Raw genomic sequence first — 22813 nt, 5'->3', positions numbered from 1 at the left:
CAGGGGCGATGCGGCTCGGCGAGCCGCACGGGCACGGAAGGCGGATTCGCGATTATCTCACGCCCGGGCGTCCCGGGCCGCGCGCGGCAACCGGCGGCGGCGACGCGGCGCTCATCACGTCGATCAGATGGTCGCGAAACGCGCGCACCGACGCGGGCAGATCGCGCCCCGCCATGGTCTGCACCTGGATGCTGCGCTCGCGCAGCTGGGGGTTCGTGACGGGCACGACGACGAAGCCGTCCGCGTCGAAGCGGTCCCGTACCGACAGCAGCCCGGTGAACATGACCGCACCGGTACGCTGCGCGTAGCGGTACATCACCGCGGTGTTGTTGCTGGTCAGCTCCGGCTCGAGCATGAGCCCGTCGAGCACGCACGCGATGTCGATCAGCTGTCGCACTGTCGTGCCGGCCTCGGGCAGCACATGCGGGTGCCGGGCGACATCGGCGAGCGACACCGAATCGCGCGCCGCGAGCGGATGGTCGCGCCGCACGAGCGCGAAGACCGGCGCACGCTCCGTGTGTTCGACGCGTACGCCCTGCTCCGGCGCCAGGCTGAACGTCAGCCCGATGTCGGCATCGCCGTCGCGCACGCGCCGCGTCGCCTCCGCCGGCGACACGACCCACACCGAGAAATCGACGCCCGGGTGGCGCGCCTTGAAGCCCGCGAGCGCACCCGGCAGGAAATCGATCGCGAACCCTTCCGAGCAGGCGACCTTCAGCAGGCTGCCGTGCAGCGCCTCCAGCCCGCCGATTTCCTTCATCACGTGCTCGGCCTCCAGCAGGCTGCGCTGCGCGAAGCCCAGCAACCGTTCGCCGGCCTCCGACAGCGCCATCCCGCGCGGCCGGCGCTCGAACAGCGGCGCGCCGAGTTCGCTCTCGAGCTTCGCGATCTGCCGGCTGATCGCCGAGACGGCCACGTGCAGCCGCGCCGATGCGTCGCTGATCGAGCCGGTGCGCGCGACTTCGACGAAATACCGCAGCGCAAGACCATGCAGGAAAGCCGCCATCGTTCTGTCCCCGGGCCCGTCGCCCAGGCCGCTCCGCTTTGCCTTTTCGGCAAAGAAATGTTCGAAATTCGATCATTGTGACAAAAAAAACCGCTTCCTAGAATCGATCGCACTCCCGGTCGTGCGCGCCGCGCCCGCCGGAAAACCGATACAGGAGACCGTCTTGAGCCGTACCGCCGCCATCCAGCACGCGCTGAACCAGTTCGAATCGGGCGCGTTCTTCACGACCCTGAGCCGCCGCGTCAGCCTGCGCACCGAAAGCCAGGACAGCGGCTCGGGCGCCGTGCTGCGCGCCTACCTGACCGACGAGATCGCACCGGAGGCCGCGCGCCTCGGCTTCACGTCGCGGATCGTCGAGAATCCGGCCGACGGCGGCGGCCCGTTCCTGCTGGCCTCGCGCCACGAGGACGACGCACTGCCGACCGTGCTGATCTACGGCCACGGCGACGTCGTGCGCGGCTACGACGCGCAATGGCGCGCGCCGCTGTCGCCGTGGACGCTGACCGTCGACGGCGATCGCTGGTACGGCCGCGGCAGTGCCGACAACAAGGGGCAGCACACGATCAACCTGGCCGCGCTGGCGAGCGTGCTCGCCGCGCGCGGCGGCCGGCTCGGCTTCAACGCGAAACTGCTGATCGAGATGGGCGAGGAAACGGGGTCGCCGGGCCTCGACGCACTGTGCCGCCAGGAGCGCGACACGCTCGCGGCCGACGTGCTGATCGCGTCCGACGGGCCGCGCGTCACCGCCGAACGCCCCACCGTGTTCCTCGGCTCGCGCGGCTCCGTCAACTTCAAGCTCAGCCTGCGCGCCCGCGACGGCGGCCATCACTCGGGCAACTGGGGCGGCCTGCTGCGCAACCCGGCGACCGTGCTCGCGAATGCGCTCGCAAGCCTCGTCGACGCGCGCGGCGCGATCCGCGTCGCGGGGCTGCGCCCCCCGCCGATCCCGGCCGCCGTGCGCGCCGCGCTCGCCGACCTGTCCGTCGGCGGCGGCCCCGGTGATCCGGCGCTCGACGCCGACTGGGGCGAACCGGGCCTCTCTGCCGCCGAGCGCGTGTTCGGCTGGAATACGTTCGAGATCCTCGCGTTCAAGGCCGGCAATCCCGACCATCCGGTCAATGCTATTCCACCCGTCGCGTATGCGCACTGCCAGCTGCGTTTCGTGGTCGGCACCGACTGGGAGGCGCTGCACGCGCACCTGCGCGCGCATCTGGATGCGCACGGCTTCGCCGACATCGAGATCGACGTCGAACGCGGCGCACCGGCGACGCGCCTGCCGCCGGACGATCCGTGGGTCCGCTGGGCCGTCGCGTCGCTCGCGCGCACGACCGGCAAGAAGCCCGCGATCCTGCCGAACCTCGGCGGCACGCTGCCGAACGAAGTGTTCGCCGACACGCTCGGGCTGCCGACCCTGTGGGTGCCGCACTCGTATCCGGCGTGCTCGCAGCACGCGCCCGACGAGCACCTGCTTGCGAGCGTCGTGCGGGAAGGACTGCAGATGATGGCCGGCCTCTTCTGGGATCTCGGCGACGCCGCGCCGCCCGTTCGCCGCGCGGCACCCGCCGCGGCCGGCGCCGCCCTGTAACGCGCTTCGCCCCCTTTCTCGGGACTGCTCACACGATGAATACGACCACCCTGACCTCGCAGGACGCCGCGCGCCCCAGCACCGCGAAGATTCGCCGCATCATCTTCGCCGCGTCGATCGGCAACGCGCTCGAATGGTTCGACCTGATCGTCTACGGCTTCTTCGCGGTGACGATCGCCAAGCTGTTCTTCCCCGCGACGAGCGAGGCGACCTCGCTGCTGCTCACGCTCGGCACGTTCGGGCTGTCCTACCTGATCCGGCCGATCGGCGGCTTCGTGCTCGGCGCCTACGCGGACCGCGCGGGCCGCAAGGCGTCGCTGCTGCTGTCGATCGCGATGATGATGGCCGGCACGCTGCTGATCGCGCTGATGCCGACCTATGCGTCGATCGGCATCCTCGCGCCGCTCGGGATCATGCTGTCGCGGCTGATGCAGGGTTTTTCCGCCGGCGGCGAATTCGCGAGCTCGACCGCGTTCCTCGTCGAACACGCGCCGCAGCGGCGCGGCTTCATGTCGAGCTGGCAGTTCGCGAGCCAGGGTCTCGCGACGCTGCTCGCATCGGGCTTCGGTGCACTGCTGACGTCGACGCTGAGCACCGCGCAACTCGAAAGCTGGGGCTGGCGCGTGCCGTTCCTGTTCGGCCTCGCGATCGGCCCGGTCGGGCTCTACATCCGCCGCTACGTCGACGAAGGCATCGAGTTCAAGACGCAGGCGCGCTCGGAAGCGCCCTTGCGCGAACTGTTCGCGGACCAGAAGATGCGCGTGCTGCTGTCGATCGGCGTGCTCGTGATCTCGACCGCGATCAACTACATGGTGCTGTACATGCCGACGTACGCGATCAAGCAGCTCGGGCTGCCGGCATCGACGGGCTTCGCGGCGACGCTCGCGACCGGTTTCGTGCTGACGCTCGTCACGCCGCTCGTCGGCCACCTGTCCGATCGCACCGGACGGATCCGCGTGATGGCGGCAGCCGCCGTGCTGATGCTCGTCACCGTCTGGCCGACGTTCGCGTGGCTCACGCATCACGCGTCGTTCGCGACGATGCTCGCCGCGCTGATCTGGATCGGCCTGCTGAAGGCGACGTACTGCGGCGCGCTGCCGGCGCTGATGGCCGAGCTGTTTCCGTCGCAGACCCGTGCGACCGGTCTCGCCGTCAGCTACAACACGGGCGTCACGCTGTTCGGCGGCTTCGCGCCGTTCGTGATCACGTGGCTGATCAGCGCGACCGGCAACCGGCTGTCGCCGGCGCTGTACCTGATCGGTTGCGCCGTGTTGAGTCTCATCGCTCTGCTGGTCGCGCGCACGCGGCTCGGGATGCGCTGACCGCGCTCGCGAACAAAACGACGGCGCGGCATCCGTGCCGCGCGCCATTTACCGTGACGTCTACGGCGCCGGATTCGGCTGCAGCTCGTGCAGCGCGTCGATCTCGGCGAGGATCTCGTCGGACAGCTTCACGCCGATGCTGCCGATGTTCTCCTTCAGTTGCGCGAGCGATGTCGCCCCGACCAGGTTGCTGCGCACGAACGGCCGGCTGTTGACGAACGCGAGCGCGAGCTGCGCGGGCGACAGCCCGTGGCGCTGCGCAAGCGCGACGTAGCGTGACGTCGCTTCGACCGCCTGCGGCTTGCTGTAACGCTGGAAGCGCTCGAACAGCGTGATGCGCGCGCCGGCCGGACGCGCGCCGTTCTCGTACTTGCCGGACAGCCAGCCGAACGCGAGCGGCGAATACGCGAGCAGGCCGATGCCGTCGCGATGCGTGAATTCGGACAGGCCGTTCTCGAACGTGCGGTTCAGCAGGCTGTACGGATTCTGGATGCTCGCGATGCGCGGCAGCCCGAGCTTCTCGGCCGCGCGCAGGAACTGCGCGACGCCCCACGGCGTTTCGTTCGACACGCCGATCGCGCGGATCTTGCCGGCCTTCACGAATTCGGCGAGCACGCCGAGCGTTTCCTCGATCGGCACCGTATACGCGTCGTCAACCCACGGATACGCGGGGCGGCCGAACGTCGTCGTGCTGCGATCGGGCCAATGCAGCTGGTACAGGTCGACATAATCGGTCTGCAGGCGCTTGAGGCTGCCGTCGAGCGCCTCCGTCAGGTTCTTGCGGTCGAACTGGTTGCCTTCGCCGCGAATATGGCGCGGATTGTGCGGCTGTCGCGCCGGGCCCGCGATCTTCGTCGCGAGCACGATCCGGTCGCGCTGCGCACGATGCTGCGCGAGCCAGGTGCCGATGTACTGCTCGGTGCGGCCCTGGGTATCGGGCTTCGGGGGAACCGGATACATTTCCGCGGCATCGATCAGCGTGACGCCCTGCCCGAGCGCGTAATCGATCTGCTCATGCGCGTCGCGCTCCGAATTCTGCTCGCCCCACGTCATCGTGCCGAGACCGATCAGGCTGACCTCGATGCCCGAATCGCCGAGTTTGCGGTATTCCATGCTGTTCCTGTCGCGTCAGTGGAAAGCAGAAACGCTATCACACTGAAGCGAATGCTTCAGATGGCCGATGCGTTCACTTACAGGCGGCCTTCGATGTGCGTTCAGCCCTCGCCGATACGGATACGGCCGCCTTCGCGCGCGTCGTCCGGTGGATGGCGCCGGACGGCCGCGCCGGGCGTAACGACGCCACGCCTCCCGTTACTGCGGCCGCTGAATGAAGCAGGTCGCCGATGCATGCGCGACGATCTTGTCGTCCGGCGTTTTCAGCGTGCCTTCGGCGACGCCCAGCGAACGCGACAGGTGAATCACGCGCCCTTCGGCGATCAGGTCGACGTCGCGCGGCACGGGACGCAGCATCTTCACGTGCAGGTCGACCGTGCCGTAGCCGACGCCCGCGTCGAGCATCGAATGCACCGCGCAGCCCGTGACCGAGTCGAGCACCGTCGCGGCGAATCCGCCGTGCACGCCGCCGAGCGGATTCAGGTGCCGGCCGTCCGCCCGCGCGGAAAACTTCACGTAACCGAGCTCGACGCCCAGCGGCCGCATCGGCATCGTCTCCGAGATCGACGCGAGCGGCACGTCGCCTGCCGCCGCCGCGCGCAGCAGTTCGAGACCGGACAGGGAAAGCGGATTCATCGGGTTGTCTCCTGATTGAACGCGCGTCGCCGCGCGAGTAAGTTCCAAATTGGAACTGATTATTGACAAGCGCGCCAGGCTTGTCAATGCAGCCGGCGCCCTGTGCAACCGAAGCTCAGTTCTATAATCGAACCCGCTCCTTCGCTGAACTGCCGCACGAGACTCGATCATGAAATGGGATGACATCGGTACGCTGAACTGCTCGGTCGCGCGCACGCTTGCCGTGCTCGGCGATCGCTGGACCATGCTGATCCTGCGCAACGCCTTTCTCGGCTGCCGCCGCTTCGATGCATTCCAGACGCAGCTGGGCCTCACGCGTCACGTACTGGCCGAGCGGCTCGCGCGCCTCGTCGACGAAGGCGTACTGGTCAAGCGCGCGTATCAGGAACGCCCGCCGCGCTTCGAATACCGGTTGACCGAAAAAGGCCTCGACCTGTACCCGGCCCTGCTCGCGCTGATGACCTGGGGCGATCGCTGGAAGGACGACGGCCAGGGGCCGCCGGTGCAATTGCGCCATCGCGCCTGTGGCCAGCTGATGCATGCGGTCGCGGTGTGCTCGGCGTGCGGTGAGCCGCTCGACCCGCGCCACGTGCAGCCGGAACCCGGGCCCGGCTGGGTCGCGCACGAGGTGGCCGGAACGCACGATGCCTGACGCGTCGCGCTGAGCGCCGGTCGTACGAACATGGGTACGCCCATGACAGCGCGGCGCGGCCATCATGCGTGCGCGTGTTGCATGCGTCTTCGTTCGACGCGTATCGTTCGTGTTGCCGCGCCCTGTCTGCCGTTCCCGTCTCGTCGATCGCACGCCGCATTGCCCCTGCGCCCGCACGTGCGTGCCGTTCGTCACGCAGGGACCGTGCCGTCTGCGCACATGCGCACACCGCATCGACTTCCGTCACCCGGCACGACTGCCGAGCCGATGCAGGCGCCGCGCGGCATGATGACCATCGCCACGTCGGGCGCTGCAGACAGCCATCCAGCTGTCGTCCATTCGCATCCGGGCGTGACCGCGCCGCCGTGTCTGCGTTACACTCACGGCCCGCTGTCTCAAAAAGATTCGCTGTCCAAGATGTTGTCGCGCAAACGCCTCGCCGCCGCCTGCCTCGCTGCTTCCCTCATCGCCACACCCTTCGCCGCCTTCGGCAAGACGCACAATGAATCGCTGCTGCAGCAGGCGTTCGACTTCATCGCGCAACTGCTGCCGACCCCGACCCATGAAGCGCCCGCCACGCAATCCGTCGAATCGGCGTTCTCGCCCGATGGCGGTGCGGAGGCGCTCGTGCTGAAGGCAATCGGTGCCGCGCGCACCTCGATTCGCGTGGCCGCCTACTCGTTCACGTCGCCGCCCGTCACGCGCGCGCTGCTCGCCGCGAAGCGACGCGGCGTGAACGTCGCGGTCGTCGTGGACGACAAGGGCAATCGCGCGAAGAGCAGCAAGCAGGCGCTGAACCTGCTCGTCAACGCGGGCATTCCGACGCGCACGATCGACGCCTATGCGATCCACCACGACAAGTACCTCGTGATCGATGCCGAACATGTCGAGACGGGCTCGTTCAACTACAGCGCTTCGGCAGCCAGCCGCAATTCCGAAAACGTCGTCGTGGTCTGGAACAATCCGCAACTCGCGTCGCGCTACCTCGCGCATTGGCAAAGCCGCTTCGACCAGGGCACGCCGTACCGCTCGTCGTACTGACGCTTCGCCGCACGCGATCGCGGGCGCCGTTCGCGTGTGGCGCGGCCGACGCGCGTCGGCGTCGCACATCCGCGTCGTGATGTCGTCAATGATCGGCGCGCATTGCATGGCGATCAACCTGGCCGAATGGCCTGCACACCGTGCATGACGGCGCCGCGATCGCTGGAATCAGTTGAAATCAGTGGATGTCGGGCGAGCGCTCGGCGATCTGCGTGGCCGCGACGCACCGGCCGGCATGCGCACGCGCATCGCTTGCCGAAGGCTTCGGCCGATCCCGCGTACCGCCAGGCAACGCGTCGAGTACGCAGTCGGCACTGAAGGTCAACGTGTTCTGGACCATCGGATAGAGCAGATACAGCGCCAACGCGAGATACCCCGCGTACAGAATTCGAACCATGGTGCGTTAGATGAACGATTGATCTTGCCCTGTTTACGGCATCACGTCGGACAGCTTGAGCATCGGGCGTCGAATTGCATGGCCGGCAGCAACGCACGACGCGTGAAGCGTCCGTATCGCATCGACACGGCTACAACGCGTGGTGGCAGCACGATGGAGAATGCGTGATGCTGCTCGACGGGCGCTCGTCGAGCGTTGCGGTATCGACAGAAGCGAAGCACGCCGCCCGGCTTGCGCGAGCGCCGAGCGACACACGATCCCGCGCGGCATCGCGCGGTCGCCGACCGGCTCGGATCGGCCGATCGGCACAGGTACGAATCCGCGGACAAGCGGCGAAGCAACGCCGCCGGCATCTGAACGCGGACGAGCCGCGCGCCGATACGCGCGGCCAAGAGCCACGTTCAGTCGCGTTCAACCGGATTCGCCCGGCCCGGTCAGGCTCCGCACGGCGGCGCGCTCGCCATCGCTTCCGCGATCTGCTCGGGCGTCAGGTCGCGCTGGTGGGTCGCGATCGACCAGCGATGGCCGAACGGATCCTCCACTTGCCCATAGCGATCGCCCCAGAACATGTCGGCGGCCGGCATCGTGACTGTCGCGCCGGCCGCGACGGCCTGCGCGATCGCCGCATCGGTGTCCGGCACGAACAGGTGCAGGCAGACCGGCGTGCCTTTCAGCGTCTTCGGCCCGAGTGCGCCGTGCTCCGGCATTTCATCCACGAGCATCAGCGTCGAATCGCCGATTGCGAGGCATGCATGCGCGAGCCGGCCGTCCGGGGTCGGCAGGCGGAACCGTTCGGTCGCGTTGAACGCGCGCTTGTAGAAGTCGATGGCTGCGGCGGCGCCGGCGCAGATCAGATGCGGCGTCAGCGTGCGCATCCCTTCCGGGATCGGATTGACGGATGTGGTCATGGGTGTCGCTCCTTCAGTCGGTGTCGTGTCGGAAATCGGGACGGACGCACGATGCGCACGCCTCCGATGCTACGACGGACGGACTCGACGGAAATCGACACGCCGGACGACATTTTTTTGTTCGCGACAGGCGCCGGAACAGGTTCGGCCCGACAACGCGCGAGCATCAGGCAGCGTGCGACCTCCAATGGGGCGATCGCACATCCGGGCATGGCCTCGTGCGCGATGGCACGGCTCGTGGGAACACGCGCCGATCGCCGCTCAGATCTGCGGAAGGTCGCGCAACGTGCGCGACTCGCTCGTCGCATCGATGTCGAGTTCGATCCCCTCCGACGCGTCGCGATACAGCACGCGCTTCAGCCGCGGCCCCACCGCTGTGCCGTCCGCTTCGTCAAATACGGCGCGAACGTCGTTGCCGGCCGCGAGCGCACGTGCCACTTCCGCCACCGACGCCTCGCTCGGCGTCGCCGCCCACGACCGGTCCGCCGGATTGACAGCTGCCCAGCGCACGTGCGTCACACGCGCACTGCGCACATCGATTCGGACACCATTCACCGCGAACATCGACATCGGAATCTCCTTCGAAACGGTTGCGGCCGGGCGAACGCCCGACGATGGAAACCGGCGATGGCGCGACAGCACGCGTTCGATCGCCACCGGACCCGCCGGACGCGCGATCACCCAGGCACGCAGCTTCGGCCAACGCGATTTTCGATGATACATTGGGACGCTTTGCAACCGTCAACAGACAATCGTGCACGGGAGAAACACATGACCGACGCCTGGGGAACCTTCCCTGCCAGAATGGGCGACCATCAGGCCTTCATCAGCTTCAATCACGGCTTCGCGGAAATCGCCGAAAGCGACCCGCGCACGTCGCTGCTCAGCGTGCGCGTCACCCTTGCGCATCCGACGCCCGACGGCCTGCCGAGCGGTGACGAATTCGCCGATCTCACGAAGATCGAGGATCTGCTGGACGCCGCGGTGACCGCGAAAAACGGCGTGCAGGTCGGCCGCATCACGGTCGACGGCAACCAGGATTTCCTGTTCTACGTGCCGTTCGACGAAGCAGCCGCGGGCGAGATCGTCGACTCGCTGGCCGAACAGACGACCTACGCACTTCAGTACGCCTATCAGGACGATCCGGACAAGGAAACGTACTGGCGCACGCTCTACCCGACCGACGACGACTGGCAACTGATGCGCGACATGCGCGTGCTCGAGGCGCTGCGGCAGAAAGGCGACGTGAGCGACGTGAGCCGGCGCGTGATGCACTGGGCGTACTTCCCGGACCCCAGCGACGCGCACCAGTTCGCCGACTGGGCCGAGTCGAAAGGCTATCTGGTCGAATCGGTCGCGCCCACCGAGGACGGCAAATCGGCCGTGCGGTTCGCGCACGAAGGCACGACGGTGCTGGCCGACATCACGCACCATACACTCGAGATCAATCGCGAGGTGCACTCGCTCGGCGGCGAATACGACGGCTGGGAAACCAGCGTCGAGCAGGCAGGCTGATTGCGCTGACACGCGCGTGACGCGCGATCGGACCGTGGAGGGTTCGGGATCAAAAGCATCCCGGCGGCGCGACCGCGTGCCGCCGGGACCCAGGCATCGCCGGCCGCGACCGGCGATCGGCCCCAAGCGATCGCTCACGCACGAGGAATGCGATTCATGCGGATCAGGCGAACGGATGCCGGGACGCGAAACGTCGTCTGCCGAACGCCTGTCCGGTTCCGCCGACGCGGCTTGCATGCGTCGTGCGGCCAAAAAGCCCCCGCTCCTGCGCGAGCGAGCGGGGTAACGGTTGACCGGGCCGGGGTAGAACGGTCAACCGGCCAGATTGTCATCGTGGCCCGTGCAACCGTCTGTGCGGCAACTCACCCTTTCAACCGGAAAGCCCGCACGCGCCGGCACCGCATGCGGCACGTCGCGGTCAGCGCGCGACGCCGGCGAGTGGCGCGGCGACCGCGACGATCACCGGGAACAACACGACGGCCCCGATCATCATCACGCCGTCGGCCGCCAGCGTGACCGGCGTCGCGAGCACGCGAACGGCCTTGTCGCCCTTCGTCAGGCGATCGTCGACCTCGATCGTGTAGGTATGGGAAAACGACGACCACGTCTTGCCCTGCTCAAACCCGTCGGCCCGATAGCGCGAACCAGTCAGCGCGCCTTCCATGCTCAGCTCGCCTTGACGGGACGTCGTAAAGCCGTCCGCCTGCGCACGCGCCCAATCGTCATCCGTCATGCCGGCGCGGGAAAGCACGAGCCGGTATTCGCCCGAGATCTTGCTGCCCTGTGCGACGAATCCATGGAGCGCCGCCTCGATCGACTTCCGGTAGGACGAGGCCAGCACGGCGCCGAGATGCGCGGGCATGTCGAAGATGTAGTGATACTGGTTGCCCAGCACGACGAATTTCTTGCCGTCCTCGCTGACGAGGAATCGATCGACCGTCTCTTCGTATCGGCCGTTTTCGAACAGCATCGCGGTACATCCTGCCAGACCGGTGGCAGCGACGATCGTGCCGGCGGTCAGCAGCGTTCTTCTTTTCATGTTTCGAGTCCGGATTTTTTTGATTTATATCGGCGATTTTTAAATCGCGCCAGTCTCCGGTATCGCGCATGCATCGTCAAAGCAGCGTGATGCGCTTTTCCGTGAATCCGCGCTTTTTCTCCGGATTTTCGTGAAACGACGTTTCACGACCTAACCCACTTTTTCTGGATTTCTGGATGGAGCGGCGCGAACCCGACGCTACGCCGGGCCGTCCGTGAACCATTCCGCAATCATGTCGATCCAGTCGAGATCGCTGGCGATTTCGACGACGACGTCGCTGATGGTTTCTTCGACTGAAGAATCGCTGGCGACCGCACTGGCGGTACCAGCGGCAGCAACTGCTGCGACCGCCTTCGCGGCTGGGATTTCGACGAGCGGCGCGCCCCGCGGGCTGACCAGTTGCTCCAGCCAGTCGACGATACTGGCGCGCGCGTCGTCCTCGTCGGCGAAGTCGTTGCGCTTCAGAAAACGGTCGAACACGACCCACGCGAGCGTCTTGCTTCGGGAAACGGAATCCAGTTGCCATTCGGTCACGGCGACCCGCCCCGTTTCCCGGGTTTCGAGCGTCGCTGTGAAGCGGTAATCGAGATATTCGATCTCAAGTTCAGGCGACATGATTTTCTGCGGCCACTCCGCTCTCTCGGTTCTTATCGATGTGCCGCGCCAGTCCGGTTTCACGCGCCGCGTGAATCTTGTGTGAATTCCGGACCGCGCGTCATGCAGACAGGCAGTATCGCGATATTCTCGCAAGCTGTCGACCGCGACTGAAAATGCATGGCCGCACCCGTCCAGTAACCGAAACCCGTTGCGTGATCGATTCCGTGCCGCATTCTTTCGCGCATGATTGCGCCGGCTCGATTCCGGGTATCCGCGTGCTCTGCGGCCGCAGCCGCAGCCGCGCTGCTACACTCCCGCCACAAAAAACGCTTGCCCTACCTCAGGAAACAATGACAGTCGCTCGGGCACAACATGACGGCGTCGACGTCTGGATCATCCAGCTTCCGGGACACCCCGCCTATGCCTATACACATCTCAAACGGGTATTCGCGTCCGACGACTCGCGGCATCGCGTCGTGACGGTCGACCTGGCGAAGCTGCTCGCGTGCGCCGATCGCGACACGACCGACTATGTGCTGCCGTCGGTTCAATACTGGGCGCCCGGCAAGGCCGCCGGCATCCGCGATTTCCTCGATCCGGTCGAAGCCCGGATTCCCGACATGCCCTTCATCACGTTTCGCGAGACGAGAACGCGGACGCTGCTTGGCCTTCCGGGCCTGTCGAAAGTCGGCATCGCGTCGTTCCGGAACGGTCAGCATCGCGCGCGCTATCTGGCGTTTGCAGGGGCAACGAGCCTGCCTGTCGAGGTGCATGAAACCGAGGCGGATTTGCTCGTGCGGTATTGCGGCGAGTAACGGACGCGCCGCCTCATCTTCAGCGGCATCGGTCGTGCAGCGTGCCACCTTGGCGTTCGGTGCCGGCATCGATCACGTAGATCCGGTCGGCGACCTCCGTGCGGCCGATGAAGCTGGTTTCGACGCCTGCCAACCGCCAGCCGTTGTGCTCGTAGAAGCCGATCGCGCGGACGTTGCCGTCGAGTACCGAAAGATGAACCTTGTCCTCGCCGATATGGCGGGCCCATGCGCGAACGGCTTCGATCATGCGCTTGCCGGTACCGCTTCCGTGATGCGCGGGATGCACATGAAGGCAATCGAGCAGGACGCCGCGCGCCGGATCGACCGGCCTTTCGGCGCTGACGAAACCGACCGGCGCCCCGTCCGACTCGGCGATCAGCACGAGGCCCCACTCCGCTTCGGCGCGGTCGAAATAGTTTCGCCACCGCGTCGCGTGCTCCGTCGGCACCTCATCGGCGAGATAGGCCGCCGGCAGGATATGGCTATAGGCGTTCTGCCAGCTCAGCGTGTGCAAGCGAGCGATGTGTTCCGCGTCGTGTGGTGTCGCGTTGCGCAGCGTGATGGTGCGGTTTTCCGGCATGCGAGGGTCGCTCTCGTTGTGCGATGGAGGCAGGGAAAGTGTAGCAATCGCGATGTTTCAACGGCGGGTTGCACAGGGAGTCGCATGCGGCAGTGCGCGTCATGCCGTGGTCATCGCTTAATGCACCGTGACGCCTGCCGCTTTCTCCAATTCCTCGACAGCAGCTCCGCCAAAAAAAATGTCCCGACGCCTTCCGGGGCGTCGGGACCGAACGGCCCTGCAAAGCTAAGGGCACGAGGAATCGATACATTACATGAATGTAAGACTATTAAGCATTGGCGGCTCGTGCCAAGTCATTGGTTTAATCCGCCAATCTGCGAGACGATGAGCGAAGCCGGTCGCCGCTTCGCTTCGCGGGGCTCGTGAGCAGCGGCCGCTCAATGGATCAGCCACGCGCGAGTGACGTGACTCGGCGCGCAGTCTCAATATCGAAACGGCTTTCGTCGGCTGACGCGAAATGGATGAATGGCGAGCAGAACGCTCTGGAAATGGCGCGGCTCGAATCGATGCAATCGCATCGAATTTTCCGCACAAAACAAAACAGGCGCCGAAGCGCCTGTTTTGTTTGAGAATTTTGGGGTGGCTGATGGGACTCGAACCCACGACAACAGGAATCACAATCCTGGACTCTACCAACTGAGCTACAGCCACCACTGATACTGCTTTGTTTCTTCGCCGTTTCGTTTCGTGTTCAGCAGCGAAGAACAAGATTATACGAAGACTTTTCCGTCTTGCAAAGCATTTTTTTCAAAAATTTCTTCGGCATCGTTCAGATGCGTGCGCGCCTCGTCGAACACGGCCAGATCGCCGCGCGCGAGCTTCTTGTTGTCGGACAGCACACGACGCCAGCCGCGCGCACCCGCGACGCCACGATAGAGCCCGAGAGCATGCCGCACGATCGCGCCGAGATACGTGCCGCGCTTCAGTTCCGCCGCGCAGTACTCGATCAGTTTCGCCTCGGCCTCTTCGCGCGTCGGCACCGCCGCAGTCGACCCGTAGAAGCGCGCATCGACACCCGCGAGCACATACGGGTTGTGATAAGCCTCGCGGCCGAGCATCACGCCGTCCACGTGCTCGAGATGCTGCGCGACTTCGTCGAGCGTCTTGATCCCGCCGTTGATCACGATCTCCAGCGACGGGAAATCGCGCTTCAGCTGATACGCATAGTCGTACTTGAGCGGCGGGATCTCGCGGTTCTCCTTCGGCGAGAGCCCCTTCAGGATCGCATTGCGCGCGTGCACCACGAACGTTTCGCAGCCGGCCTCCGCCACCGTGCCGACGAAGTCCCGCACGAACGCATAATCCTCGACCGCGTCGACACCGATCCGGTGCTTGACCGTGACCGGCACCGACACCGCATCGCGCATCGCCTTCACGCAGTCGGCAACGAGTTGCGGCTCGTTCATCAGGCACGCGCCGAACGCACCGCGCTGCACGCGCTCGGACGGGCAGCCGCAATTCAGGTTGATCTCGTCGTAGCCCCACTGCTCGCCGAGTTTCGCGGCGCGCGCGAGATCGTCCCGTTCGCTGCCGCCCAGTTGCAGCGCGACCGGCGATTCGTTCGGCGTGAACGCGAGATGCCGCTGGGCGTCGCCGAACAGCAGCGCGCCCGTCGTGATCATTTCCGTATACAGCCACGTGTCGCGCGTCAGCGTGCGATGGAACGACCGGCAATGACGGTCGGTCCAGTCGAGCATCGGGGCCACGGAAACGCGGCGGGGAGGAAGCGAGGACGGTACGGACATGGAATTCGGGGCAGCAAGCGGCGCGGGAAACAACCCGACATTTTACCGCAACGCGACCAGGCCGGCCCGGCAGCCTGACTAGACCGGCCCGCCGTCGCCCAGTTCGACGTCGACGGCCCGCCGCGCCTCGTCGAGCACGCGCTCGATCACGCGCCGTTCGGTCAGCAGCATCCCGTCGACTTTCACGAGCCGCCAGTCGATCCGCACGGCCGAACCCTGCAGCACGCGGTAGTGCGCATGCTCGCCGTCCCACACCTGCTCGGTCTTCACCTCGATCTCGTAGCCGCGGTACGGCTCGCTGAAATCGCCGAGATCGCTGCCTCTCGGTTCCATCGCTCGCTCCGTGGCGACACGGCGCCAGGCCGCCGCGGCGGCCGGCGCCGTGTGCTCAATCGTATTCGTTGGACAAAACGGATTTGCCATCGGCGGTCAGGTCGACACGGTCGGCCGCCGCCTGGTAGATCAGCCCTTCGTTCAGCAACGCATAGACGACGTCGTCGAACGCGGCAGGGACCGGCCGGCTGTCGCCGAACTGGTCGATCCACTTCAGCGCCACGATGGCTTCGGGAGAAAGGATGGGGGTCATGCGTTGGCCTCCGGCGTCGGTGTCGTTCCATCCTAGCACTTCGTCCTGACGCCGAATACCGAGGCAAACGCTCGACCATGAAACAGGGGCGCCGCGGACGGCCAGACGGCCCGCCCGCGGCGCCCTGCACCGGAAACGCGCTCAAAGGCGCGCGATCGACACCTCGGTGGATTTCACGAGCGCGACGACTTCCGCGCCGACCTTCAGTTCGAGTTCGTCGACCGAGCGCGTCGTGATCACCGACGTGACGATGCCGAACGGCGTCTCGACGTCGACCTCGGACACCACGGGCCCGCGAATGATCTCCTTCACCTTGCCTTTGAACTGGTTACGCACGTTGATTGCAGTGATGCTCATCGGGTTGATCGCTCCGAAGAAAAAAGTCTGAGAACGGGCGGCCGGTGCCGCCCGGATTTAAACGGCCCAGCGAATCTGCCCGACCGGTCGTACGTGCTCCACCTCAGGCACCGCACCCTGCTCGCCCCCACCCGGCCCGCCGGCGAGTACGCGTTGCAGCACACGGTCTTCCAGCGCCGCGAATGCGGCCGACGCGCGCGCACGCGGCCGGTCGAGCGGAACGGACTGATCGAGGGCGACGCGCCCTTGCTCGATCAACAGGATCCGGTCGCCGAGTGCGACGGCTTCCTGCACGTCGTGCGTGACGAGCAGCGCGGTGAACCGATGCTCGCGCCACAAGCGCTCGATCAGCGCATGCATCTCGATGCGGGTCAGCGCGTCGAGCGCACCGAGCGGCTCGTCGAGCAGCAGCAATTGCGGCCGGTGCACGAGCGCGCGGGCGAGCGCGACGCGCTGCCGCTGGCCGCCCGACAGCTGGGCGGGCCAGTCATTCGCGCGCTCGAGCAGCCCGACTTCGTCGAGCACCGCGCGCGCCTGATCGCGTGCCCCGCGGCCCAGGCCCAGCATCACGTTCTGCAGCACGGTCTTCCACGGCAGCAGTCGCGCATCCTGGTACATGATCCGGGTGTCGAGCGTGCCGCCACCCTCGCCGCGCGTCACGAGCGCACCGCTGCTCGGCGCCTCGAGCCCCGCGACGAGACGCAGCAGCGTGGATTTTCCGCAGCCGCTGCGGCCGACGATCGCGACGAAGCTGCCGCGCGCGATGCCGAGTTCGACGTTGTCGAGCACGGTGCGCGTGCCGAAGCGCTTGCTGACGCCCGACAGCGTCACCGCGTCGTCGGCTGCCGGGCTGCCCGCGCGCCGCCGCGCGAGCGGAACGACGGATGCACCGCCGTCCCGATCGACGATCACCGCATCGCGTGCGTCGTCGTCCGTCACGCGCGCCTGTACCAGTTCGGCCTCGAGGTCTGCGCCGGCGAGCGGGCCGTAGGCGGCCGCCGAAGTCGTCGCATTCATGCCTTTGCTCCTGATTGATAAGCGGGGTGCCAGCGCAGCGTCACGCGCTCGATCCATTTCGCCAGCACATCGGCCAGCTTGCCGAGCACCGCATACAGCAGGATGCCGACCACCACCACATCGGTTTGCAGGAATTCGCGCGCGTTCATCGTCATGTAGCCGATGCCCGATTGCGCGGAGATCGTTTCCGCGACGATCAGCATCACCCACATCAGCCCGAGCGCGAAGCGCACGCCGACGAGAATCGACGGCAATGCGCCGGGCAGGATCACGTCGCGATACAGCGCGAAGCCGCGCACGCCATAGCTCTTCGCCATCTCGATCAGGTTCGCGTCGACCGAGCGGATCCCGTGATACGTGTTGATGTAAACCGGGAAGAACACGCCAAGCGAAACGAGGAACAGCTTCGCCTTCTCGTCGATGCCGAACCACAGGATCACGAGCGGAATCATCGCGAGCGCGGGGATGTTGCGGATCATCTGGATCGTCGAATCGAGCGCGACCTCCGCCGCTTTCGACAGGCCGGTCGCGAGCCCGAGCGCGAGACCCACGCCGCCGCCGATCGCGAAGCCGAACAGCGCGCGCCAGGTACTGACCTTCACGTTCGCCCACATCTCGCCCGACGTCACGAGCGACCACGCGGCACGCACGACCGCCAGCGGCTCGGGCAGCACGCGGGTCGACAGCCAGCCGACGCGCGCGCCGACCTCCCATGCGGCCAGCAGCGCGAGCGGCACGAGCCACGGCGCGATGCCGCGCCAGGCGCGGGCGGCCACGGCGGCGCCCGTCGTCGACGTTTTCGTTGTCATCGCAGGCCTCCTTCGTTCAGCTCTGGCTCGCCTTCGGCAGATAGTTGTTGCCGACGATCTCGCCGAACGGCCCCGACAGCGGGCCGGACGGACGCGCCGCGCCCTTGCCCTTGATCAGCGGGAACACGAGCTCGGCGAAGCGGTACGACTCCTCGAGGTGCGGATAGCCGGACAGGATGAACGTCTCGATGCCGAGATCCGCGTATTCGCGCATGCGTTCCGCGACCTGCTCGGGGTTGCCGACGAGCGCGGTACCCGCGCCGCCGCGCACGAGACCGACACCGGCCCACAGGTTCGGATACACCTCGAGCGCCTCGCGGCCGCCGCGCTTGCCACCGTGCAGCGCGGCCATCCGGCGCTGGCCTTCCGAATCCATGTTCGCGAATGCCTGCTGCGCGCGGGCGATCGTCTCGTCGTCGAGACGGCTGATCAGGCGGTCGGCATCGCGCCACGCCTCGTCCTCGGTCTCGCGCACGATCACGTGCAGGCGGATGCCGAACTTGATCTTGCGGCCACGCGCCTCGGCGCGGGCGCGGATGTCTGCGATCTTCTTCGCGACGGCCTCGGGCGGCTCGCCCCAGGTCAGGTAGGTGTCGATGTGATCCGCGGCGATCGCGTGCGCGGCCGGCGACGATCCGCCGAACCACAGCGGCGGATGCGGGCGCTGCACGGGCGGATACAGCGCCTTGCCGCCCTTCGACTGAAGGTGCTTGCCGATGTAGTCGAAGCCGCCGTTATCGTGCGAGGCGGACAGCAGTCCGCGCCAGATGTTCAGGAAGTCGTCGGTGATCTCGTAGCGCGTATCGTGATCCGCGAACAGCCCGTCGCCTTCGAGTTCGGCGGCGTCGCCGCCCGTCACGACGTTGATCAGCAGGCGGCCGCCCGACAGGCGGTCGAACGTCGCGGCCATCCGCGCCGCGAGACCGGGCGATGCGATGCCGGGACGCACGGCGACCAGGAACTTCAGACGCTGCGTCGCCGGAATCAGGCTCGACGCAACGACCCACGCATCCTCGCAGGAACGGCCGGTCGGCAGCAGCACGCCTTCGTAGCCGAGCGTGTCGGCCGCGACGGCGATCTGCTTGAAATAGTCGTAATCCGCGGCGCGCGCGCCTTCGGCGGTGCCGAGATAACGGCTGTCGCCGTGCGTGGGAATAAACCAGAAAACATTCATCTGCTGCTCCTGCTTGACTGTCCTTGCCGGAATCTGGATAAAACGAAGCCCTGCTCGCGTCGCGAATCAGCGACGCATGCATGGTGTGCATTCGAATCGGGATGGCTCGCCGGTCAGGCCGTGCCGCGGACGAGTACGCGATTGCACGGCTGTTTCTGGGAAATCAGTCTATGGATCGGTGCAGGGCTTTGGAACGATTTTTTTGAGCTTAGGTTTTCCGCTTTCGTGATTAGCGCGACGCTCCAGCGAATATCGCATCGGCCGGGCCCTATAATGACGCACCTATCCGAACAACTTCGCGCGGACGGCCCCGGCCGGCCGCGCCTGCAATACGCTCACCGATGCAGAAAGTCATCCTGCCGTTCCTGTCCGGCTTCCTGGCCGCCCTCTTCTTTCGCGAAGCGACGCTCGCGCTCCTGCATACGGCCGACCTGATCGCCGCAGCCGGATTCTCCACGCAACCTTTCGCGCCGCTCGGCATTCCTGAATTTGTCGCGAACGCGCTGATCAGCGCGTGCTGCGCGATCCCGATGGCGTGGCTGCTGCGCGTGTCGCCGGAGCGCGAAGCGCCGTGGATCGGCGCGCTGGTGTTCGGCGGCATCGTGCTGACGGCCGCCCGTGTGTTCGCGATCGATCCGCTGCGCGGGATCTGGCCGTCGGGCAACATGATGCCGGTGCTCGCCGCCGGTTTCGCGGCAAACGCGGTGTGGGGTTTCGGTGCGCTGGTGTTCATGCGCGCGTTCATGTCGGACGACGCCGGCGACGAATGACGCACGGCTTGCGGCGAGGCCCCGGCCCTGCCGCCGAGCCGGATCGGCATCCGCAAACGGAAAGGCCGCCTGCACATGCAAGCGGCCTTTTTGCTTTTCGCTTCGATACCGCGCGCGTCAGTCCTTCAGGTTGCGCAGCGGATGCGTGTCAGGCGTCCACGGGCTGTCGAACATCGCGAGCACGTCGGCCCGGTCGATATCGGCCGTCGACTTGAAACGCCAGACCGGCTGTTGATCCTTGTCGACGATCAGCGCGCGCACGCCTTCGATCACGTCGCCGTGCGCGAACGTCGAACGCGTGAGGTCGAGATCGCGCCGCAGGCAATCAGCCATCGTCGCGCCGCGCGCGCGCTCGACGACTTCGAGCGACACGGCCATCGACAGCGGCGACAACTGGCTGCGCATCGCGTGGGTCGCCTTCTCGACCCATCCGTCGATGGCCGCGCAATCCTGCTCGGCGTCGAGCGACGCCAGGATCGCGCCGATATCGGGCTGCGCGAAATGCCGGTCGATCCCGGCGCGCGCGTCGGCCAGCGCCGACGTGTCGGGCGTCGGCACGACCTTGTGCGCGGCAGCTGCGTCGGCCACGCATGCGACGGCCTGCGCGCCGCTGTCGATCCGCGCGCCGTGCAGCGTATCGAGCAGCGCCGGCAGCGCGGCGTCAGGCAGGTATACGTCGGCGAGCTGCGCATACAGTGCGCCGGCCGCGTCGAGCGTCGCGCCGGTCACCGCGAGATAGCGGCCGAGCGCGCCCGGCGTGCGCGCGAGGAACCAGCTCATTCCGACGTCCGGGAACAGGCCGATGCGCGTTTCGGGCATCGCCATCTTCGTCGAATCGGTGACCACACGCAGGCCGCCCGTATGTCGCGCCGCCTGCGAAATGCCCATGCCGCCGCCCATCACGACGCCGTGCATCAACGCGATGTACGGTTTCGGATAGGTGAAGATCGTATGGTTGAGCGTGTATTCCTCGATGAAGAACGTGTCGACCGCATCGCGATCGCCGCGCTGCCACGCATCGTGGAAGAAGCGCACGTCGCCGCCCGCGCAGAACGCGCGCGGATGCGGGCTGTGCACGACGACGGCCGTCACCTCCGCGTCGTCGCGCCATGCATCGAGCGCCTGCTGCATCAGTCGGATCATCCCCACCGACAGCGCATTCAGCGCCTTCGGCCGGTTCAGTTCGAGATAGCCGATGCGGTTCGCGACATACGCGCGCACGTCGGGCTGGGCGGCTTCGGCGGAAGCGGCAGTGGAATCGGTCATGTGAGCCATCCGGCGTATCGCGGGCGCACGCTCAGTGCGCCTGCATCTTCGAGAACAGGTTCAGCACCACGACGCCCGAGACGATCAGCCCGAGGCCGATCACGGCCGGCAGGTCCGGCACCTGGCGATAGAGCAGCATCGCGACGAGCGTGATCAGCACGATGCCGGCCCCCGACCACACCGCATAGATGATGCCGACGGGCATCGTGCGCAGCGTGAGCGACAGACAGTAGAACGCGATGCCGTAACCGGCCACGACGAGCGCCGACGGCCAGAAGCGCGTGAAGCCGTCCGCCGCGCGCAGCGCGGACGTGCCGACCACTTCCGCGACGATCGCGATCGCGAGCCATGCGTAACCCGGAATCTGCATCGCTCAGCTCCTTGCAAGTGCCAGCACGGCATAGTCCTGCCCGAGCTCGGCGCACAGGGCTTCGACAACGAACTCGTGATCCGCGCGCTGCGGCAGCCCCGATGCGGTGATCGAGCCGATCACGCCGGCCCCCGCGACGGTCAGCGGAAACGCGCCGCCGTGCGGCGAATAGTCGGAGATCGGCAGCCCGTGCTTGTCGGCGAGCGTGGCGCCGGCCTGCTGCATGCGCAGGCCGATCGCATACGAACTGCGGCGGAAGTGCGCGACGACGTTGCGCTTGCGGCGTACCCAGTCGGCGTTGTCGGGCGTCGCGCCGGCGAGCGCCGCATAGAACAGCGGCTGGCCGAACGTGACGATGTCGATCGCGATCGCATGGCCGCGCGACGTCGCGAGCGCATGCATCCGGTTGCCGAGCGCCCAGGCACGAGCCGGGTCGAAATGGGGAAACACGAGCGCCTGTTCCTGCGCGCCGATCGATTGCAGATCGTGAGCGATGTCCATGAATCCGTGGATGCAGTAGTGAGTGTTGCAACGGCACCGACGCGATCGCGCGCGACTCTCCGCTGCAGGCGTGAACGACACAAGCAAACCGCTCGATTCTAGCGCACGCGCCTGCCGTACCGGCCCTGCCGGCGTCCCGCCGGCGGCTGAAACGCGATTGTCAGAAAGTGCTTGCAAGCATTCGGGTTAGCCCATATAATTCATTTCTTCGACGGACGCGGGGTGGAGCAGTCTGGCAGCTCGTCGGGCTCATAACCCGAAGGTCGTAGGTTCAAATCCTACCCCCGCAACCAACGTCCCGATTCATGCAAAAAGCCCGGCTCCACGCCGGGCTTTTTGTTTTCCGGCGCGCGATTGCGCGCCTCGCACGTTGCGCTTCGCGCCGCACGCCGCGCACATGCGCTCGCGTTCGAGAATGCCCCGCCCCGGTGATACACTCGCATCACCTCGTCCCTTCCACTCGACATGAAATTCTGCTCCGTCTGCGGTCACGAAGTCATCGCGCGCATTCCTCCGGGCGACAACCGCGAGCGCTTCATTTGCGATCACTGCGGCACGATCCATTACCAGAATCCGCGCAACGTGGTCGGCACGGTGCCGGTCTGGGGCGATCAGGTGCTGCTGTGCCGCCGTGCGATCGAACCGCGCTACGGTTTCTGGACGCTGCCGGCAGGCTTCATGGAAATGGGCGAGACGACGGCCGAGGCCGCCGCGCGCGAAACGCTCGAGGAAGCCGGCGCACGCGTCGAGGTTCAGAACCTGTTCACGCTGCTCAACGTGCCGCACGTGCACCAGGTCCATCTGTTCTATCTGGCGCGGCTCGTCGATCCGGCTTACGAGGCCGGCGAGGAAAGCCTCGAAGTCAAGCTGTTCGACGAAGCCGACATTCCGTGGGACGAGATCGCGTTCCCGACCGTCAGCCAGACGCTGCGTTTCTTCTTCGCCGATCGCGCCGCCGGCGACTACGGCGTCCATACCGGCGATATCTTCCGCTCGCTGCGCAACGGCTGAG

At 66.5% G+C, this 22813-nt stretch carries 27 protein-coding genes and 2 tRNA genes; 9 read left to right on the top strand and 20 right to left on the bottom strand.

Annotation, left to right across the window (positions count from 1 at the left end; all coding sequences use genetic code 11):
- Positions 1-52: 52 nt before the first annotated feature.
- Positions 53-1006 (bottom strand): LysR family transcriptional regulator, encoded by a 954-nt coding sequence (locus DIE02_RS12555; protein ID WP_124485544.1) that lies wholly within the window; start codon positions 1004-1006, stop codon positions 53-55.
- 163 nt (positions 1007-1169) lie between these two features.
- On the opposite strand from DIE02_RS12555, the gene DIE02_RS12550 reads away from it, so the two are divergent.
- Both DIE02_RS12550 and DIE02_RS12545 read left to right on the top strand, forming a co-directional pair.
- Positions 1170-2591 carry a M20 family metallopeptidase gene (locus DIE02_RS12550; RefSeq protein WP_124485545.1) on the top strand — a complete coding sequence of 474 codons (1422 nt, stop codon included), beginning with the start codon at positions 1170-1172 and terminating at the stop codon, positions 2589-2591.
- 35 nt (positions 2592-2626) lie between these two features.
- Positions 2627-3913: an MFS transporter gene (locus DIE02_RS12545; protein ID WP_124485546.1), complete on the top strand. Its 1287-nt coding sequence runs from the start codon at positions 2627-2629 to the stop codon at positions 3911-3913.
- A 60-nt stretch (positions 3914-3973) separates the two neighbouring features.
- On the opposite strand, the gene DIE02_RS12540 is transcribed toward DIE02_RS12545, so the two are convergent.
- Together DIE02_RS12540 and DIE02_RS12535 are read right to left on the bottom strand one after the other, a co-directional pair.
- Positions 3974-5026: an NADP(H)-dependent aldo-keto reductase gene (locus DIE02_RS12540; RefSeq protein ID WP_124485547.1), complete on the bottom strand. Its 1053-nt coding sequence runs from the start codon at positions 5024-5026 to the stop codon at positions 3974-3976.
- A 198-nt stretch (positions 5027-5224) separates the two neighbouring features.
- Positions 5225-5662, bottom strand: a complete 438-nt coding sequence (locus tag DIE02_RS12535) for a PaaI family thioesterase (protein ID WP_124485548.1) — start codon at positions 5660-5662, stop codon at positions 5225-5227.
- Between the two features lie 169 nt (positions 5663-5831).
- Here DIE02_RS12535 and DIE02_RS12530 point away from each other — a divergent pair, with 169 nt between their 5' ends.
- Both DIE02_RS12530 and DIE02_RS12525 read left to right on the top strand, forming a co-directional pair.
- Positions 5832-6314, top strand: coding sequence for a helix-turn-helix domain-containing protein (locus DIE02_RS12530; protein WP_124485549.1), 483 nt, complete (start codon positions 5832-5834; stop codon positions 6312-6314).
- 417 nt (positions 6315-6731) lie between these two features.
- Positions 6732-7355, top strand: coding sequence for a phospholipase D family protein (locus tag DIE02_RS12525; RefSeq protein ID WP_124570448.1), 624 nt, complete (start codon positions 6732-6734; stop codon positions 7353-7355).
- 178 nt (positions 7356-7533) lie between these two features.
- Here the strand turns inward: DIE02_RS12525 and DIE02_RS12520 are convergent, their stop codons facing one another.
- From DIE02_RS12520 to DIE02_RS12510, 3 genes are all read right to left on the bottom strand, one after another.
- Complete coding sequence (locus tag DIE02_RS12520) at positions 7534-7752, bottom strand: hypothetical protein (RefSeq protein ID WP_124485550.1); 219 nt, start codon at positions 7750-7752, stop codon at positions 7534-7536.
- A 434-nt stretch (positions 7753-8186) separates the two neighbouring features.
- A complete protein-coding gene (locus DIE02_RS12515) occupies positions 8187-8660 on the bottom strand; it encodes a VOC family protein (RefSeq protein ID WP_124485551.1) in 474 nt (157 codons plus the stop codon).
- A gap of 261 nt (positions 8661-8921) precedes the next feature.
- A complete protein-coding gene (locus DIE02_RS12510) occupies positions 8922-9230 on the bottom strand; it encodes a hypothetical protein (RefSeq protein ID WP_044845154.1) in 309 nt (102 codons plus the stop codon).
- Between the two features lie 201 nt (positions 9231-9431).
- On the opposite strand from DIE02_RS12510, the gene DIE02_RS12505 reads away from it, so the two are divergent.
- Positions 9432-10175, top strand: coding sequence for a DUF695 domain-containing protein (locus DIE02_RS12505; protein WP_044845048.1), 744 nt, complete (start codon positions 9432-9434; stop codon positions 10173-10175).
- A gap of 418 nt (positions 10176-10593) precedes the next feature.
- Here DIE02_RS12505 and DIE02_RS12500 read toward each other — a convergent pair whose 3' ends face one another.
- Positions 10594-11214 (bottom strand): hypothetical protein, encoded by a 621-nt coding sequence (locus DIE02_RS12500; RefSeq protein ID WP_185641330.1) that lies wholly within the window; start codon positions 11212-11214, stop codon positions 10594-10596.
- A 198-nt stretch (positions 11215-11412) separates the two neighbouring features.
- Positions 11413-11829 (bottom strand): hypothetical protein, encoded by a 417-nt coding sequence (locus DIE02_RS12495; protein ID WP_124485552.1) that lies wholly within the window; start codon positions 11827-11829, stop codon positions 11413-11415.
- A gap of 332 nt (positions 11830-12161) precedes the next feature.
- Here DIE02_RS12495 and DIE02_RS12490 point away from each other — a divergent pair, with 332 nt between their 5' ends.
- The gene (locus tag DIE02_RS12490; RefSeq protein WP_124485725.1) at positions 12162-12626 is read left to right on the top strand and encodes a plasmid fertility inhibition factor family protein; all 465 of its coding nucleotides are present in this window, start codon (positions 12162-12164) and stop codon (positions 12624-12626) included.
- Between the two features lie 19 nt (positions 12627-12645).
- Here the strand turns inward: DIE02_RS12490 and DIE02_RS12485 are convergent, their stop codons facing one another.
- The 9 genes from DIE02_RS12485 to ssuD form a co-directional block, all read right to left on the bottom strand.
- Entirely contained in the window at positions 12646-13206 is a 561-nt protein-coding gene (locus tag DIE02_RS12485; protein ID WP_124485553.1) for a GNAT family N-acetyltransferase, read from the bottom strand.
- 575 nt (positions 13207-13781) lie between these two features.
- A tRNA-His gene (locus DIE02_RS12480) sits at positions 13782-13857 on the bottom strand.
- Between the two features lie 59 nt (positions 13858-13916).
- Positions 13917-14903, bottom strand: a complete 987-nt coding sequence (gene dusA / locus DIE02_RS12475) for a tRNA dihydrouridine(20/20a) synthase DusA (protein ID WP_044845062.1) — start codon at positions 14901-14903, stop codon at positions 13917-13919.
- 126 nt (positions 14904-15029) lie between these two features.
- The gene (locus DIE02_RS12470; protein WP_124485687.1) at positions 15030-15284 is read right to left on the bottom strand and encodes a hypothetical protein; all 255 of its coding nucleotides are present in this window, start codon (positions 15282-15284) and stop codon (positions 15030-15032) included.
- A gap of 55 nt (positions 15285-15339) precedes the next feature.
- Positions 15340-15537, bottom strand: a complete 198-nt coding sequence (locus DIE02_RS12465) for a hypothetical protein (protein ID WP_044845064.1) — start codon at positions 15535-15537, stop codon at positions 15340-15342.
- Between the two features lie 141 nt (positions 15538-15678).
- Positions 15679-15894 (bottom strand): molybdopterin-binding protein, encoded by a 216-nt coding sequence (locus DIE02_RS12460; protein WP_006400187.1) that lies wholly within the window; start codon positions 15892-15894, stop codon positions 15679-15681.
- 57 nt (positions 15895-15951) lie between these two features.
- Positions 15952-16911: an ATP-binding cassette domain-containing protein gene (locus DIE02_RS12455; protein ID WP_124485688.1), complete on the bottom strand. Its 960-nt coding sequence runs from the start codon at positions 16909-16911 to the stop codon at positions 15952-15954.
- A complete protein-coding gene (gene ssuC / locus DIE02_RS12450; RefSeq protein WP_044845066.1) occupies positions 16908-17720 on the bottom strand; it encodes an aliphatic sulfonate ABC transporter permease SsuC in 813 nt (270 codons plus the stop codon). Before ssuC ends, DIE02_RS12455 begins: the two co-directional genes overlap by 4 nt.
- Before the next feature lie 16 nt (positions 17721-17736).
- A complete protein-coding gene (gene ssuD / locus DIE02_RS12445) occupies positions 17737-18894 on the bottom strand; it encodes an FMNH2-dependent alkanesulfonate monooxygenase (RefSeq protein ID WP_044845067.1) in 1158 nt (385 codons plus the stop codon).
- A gap of 341 nt (positions 18895-19235) precedes the next feature.
- On the opposite strand from ssuD, the gene DIE02_RS12440 reads away from it, so the two are divergent.
- On the top strand, positions 19236-19664 hold the full coding sequence (locus DIE02_RS12440) for a hypothetical protein (protein WP_044845068.1): 429 nt from the start codon (positions 19236-19238) through the stop codon (positions 19662-19664).
- Positions 19665-19781: 117 nt separating this feature from the next.
- Here the strand turns inward: DIE02_RS12440 and DIE02_RS12435 are convergent, their stop codons facing one another.
- From DIE02_RS12435 to DIE02_RS12425, 3 genes are read right to left on the bottom strand one after another with little or no spacing between them, the layout of a single operon-like run.
- Complete coding sequence (locus tag DIE02_RS12435) at positions 19782-20930, bottom strand: enoyl-CoA hydratase/isomerase family protein (RefSeq protein WP_124485689.1); 1149 nt, start codon at positions 20928-20930, stop codon at positions 19782-19784.
- A gap of 31 nt (positions 20931-20961) precedes the next feature.
- On the bottom strand, positions 20962-21300 hold the full coding sequence (locus DIE02_RS12430) for a multidrug efflux SMR transporter (protein ID WP_044845070.1): 339 nt from the start codon (positions 21298-21300) through the stop codon (positions 20962-20964).
- A 3-nt stretch (positions 21301-21303) separates the two neighbouring features.
- Complete coding sequence (locus DIE02_RS12425) at positions 21304-21801, bottom strand: heme-degrading domain-containing protein (RefSeq protein ID WP_044845071.1); 498 nt, start codon at positions 21799-21801, stop codon at positions 21304-21306.
- 216 nt (positions 21802-22017) lie between these two features.
- On the opposite strand from DIE02_RS12425, the gene DIE02_RS12420 reads away from it, so the two are divergent.
- Positions 22018-22094: transfer RNA gene (locus tag DIE02_RS12420), tRNA-Met, on the top strand.
- 172 nt (positions 22095-22266) lie between these two features.
- Positions 22267-22812, top strand: coding sequence for an NUDIX hydrolase (locus DIE02_RS12415; RefSeq protein WP_040144100.1), 546 nt, complete (start codon positions 22267-22269; stop codon positions 22810-22812).
- Position 22813: the final 1 nt, after the last annotated feature.

This window comes from Burkholderia sp. Bp8991, assembly GCF_003853795.1.
GTDB lineage: Bacteria > Pseudomonadota > Gammaproteobacteria > Burkholderiales > Burkholderiaceae > Burkholderia.
This window is presented reverse-complemented; position numbering and strand designations above follow the sequence as displayed.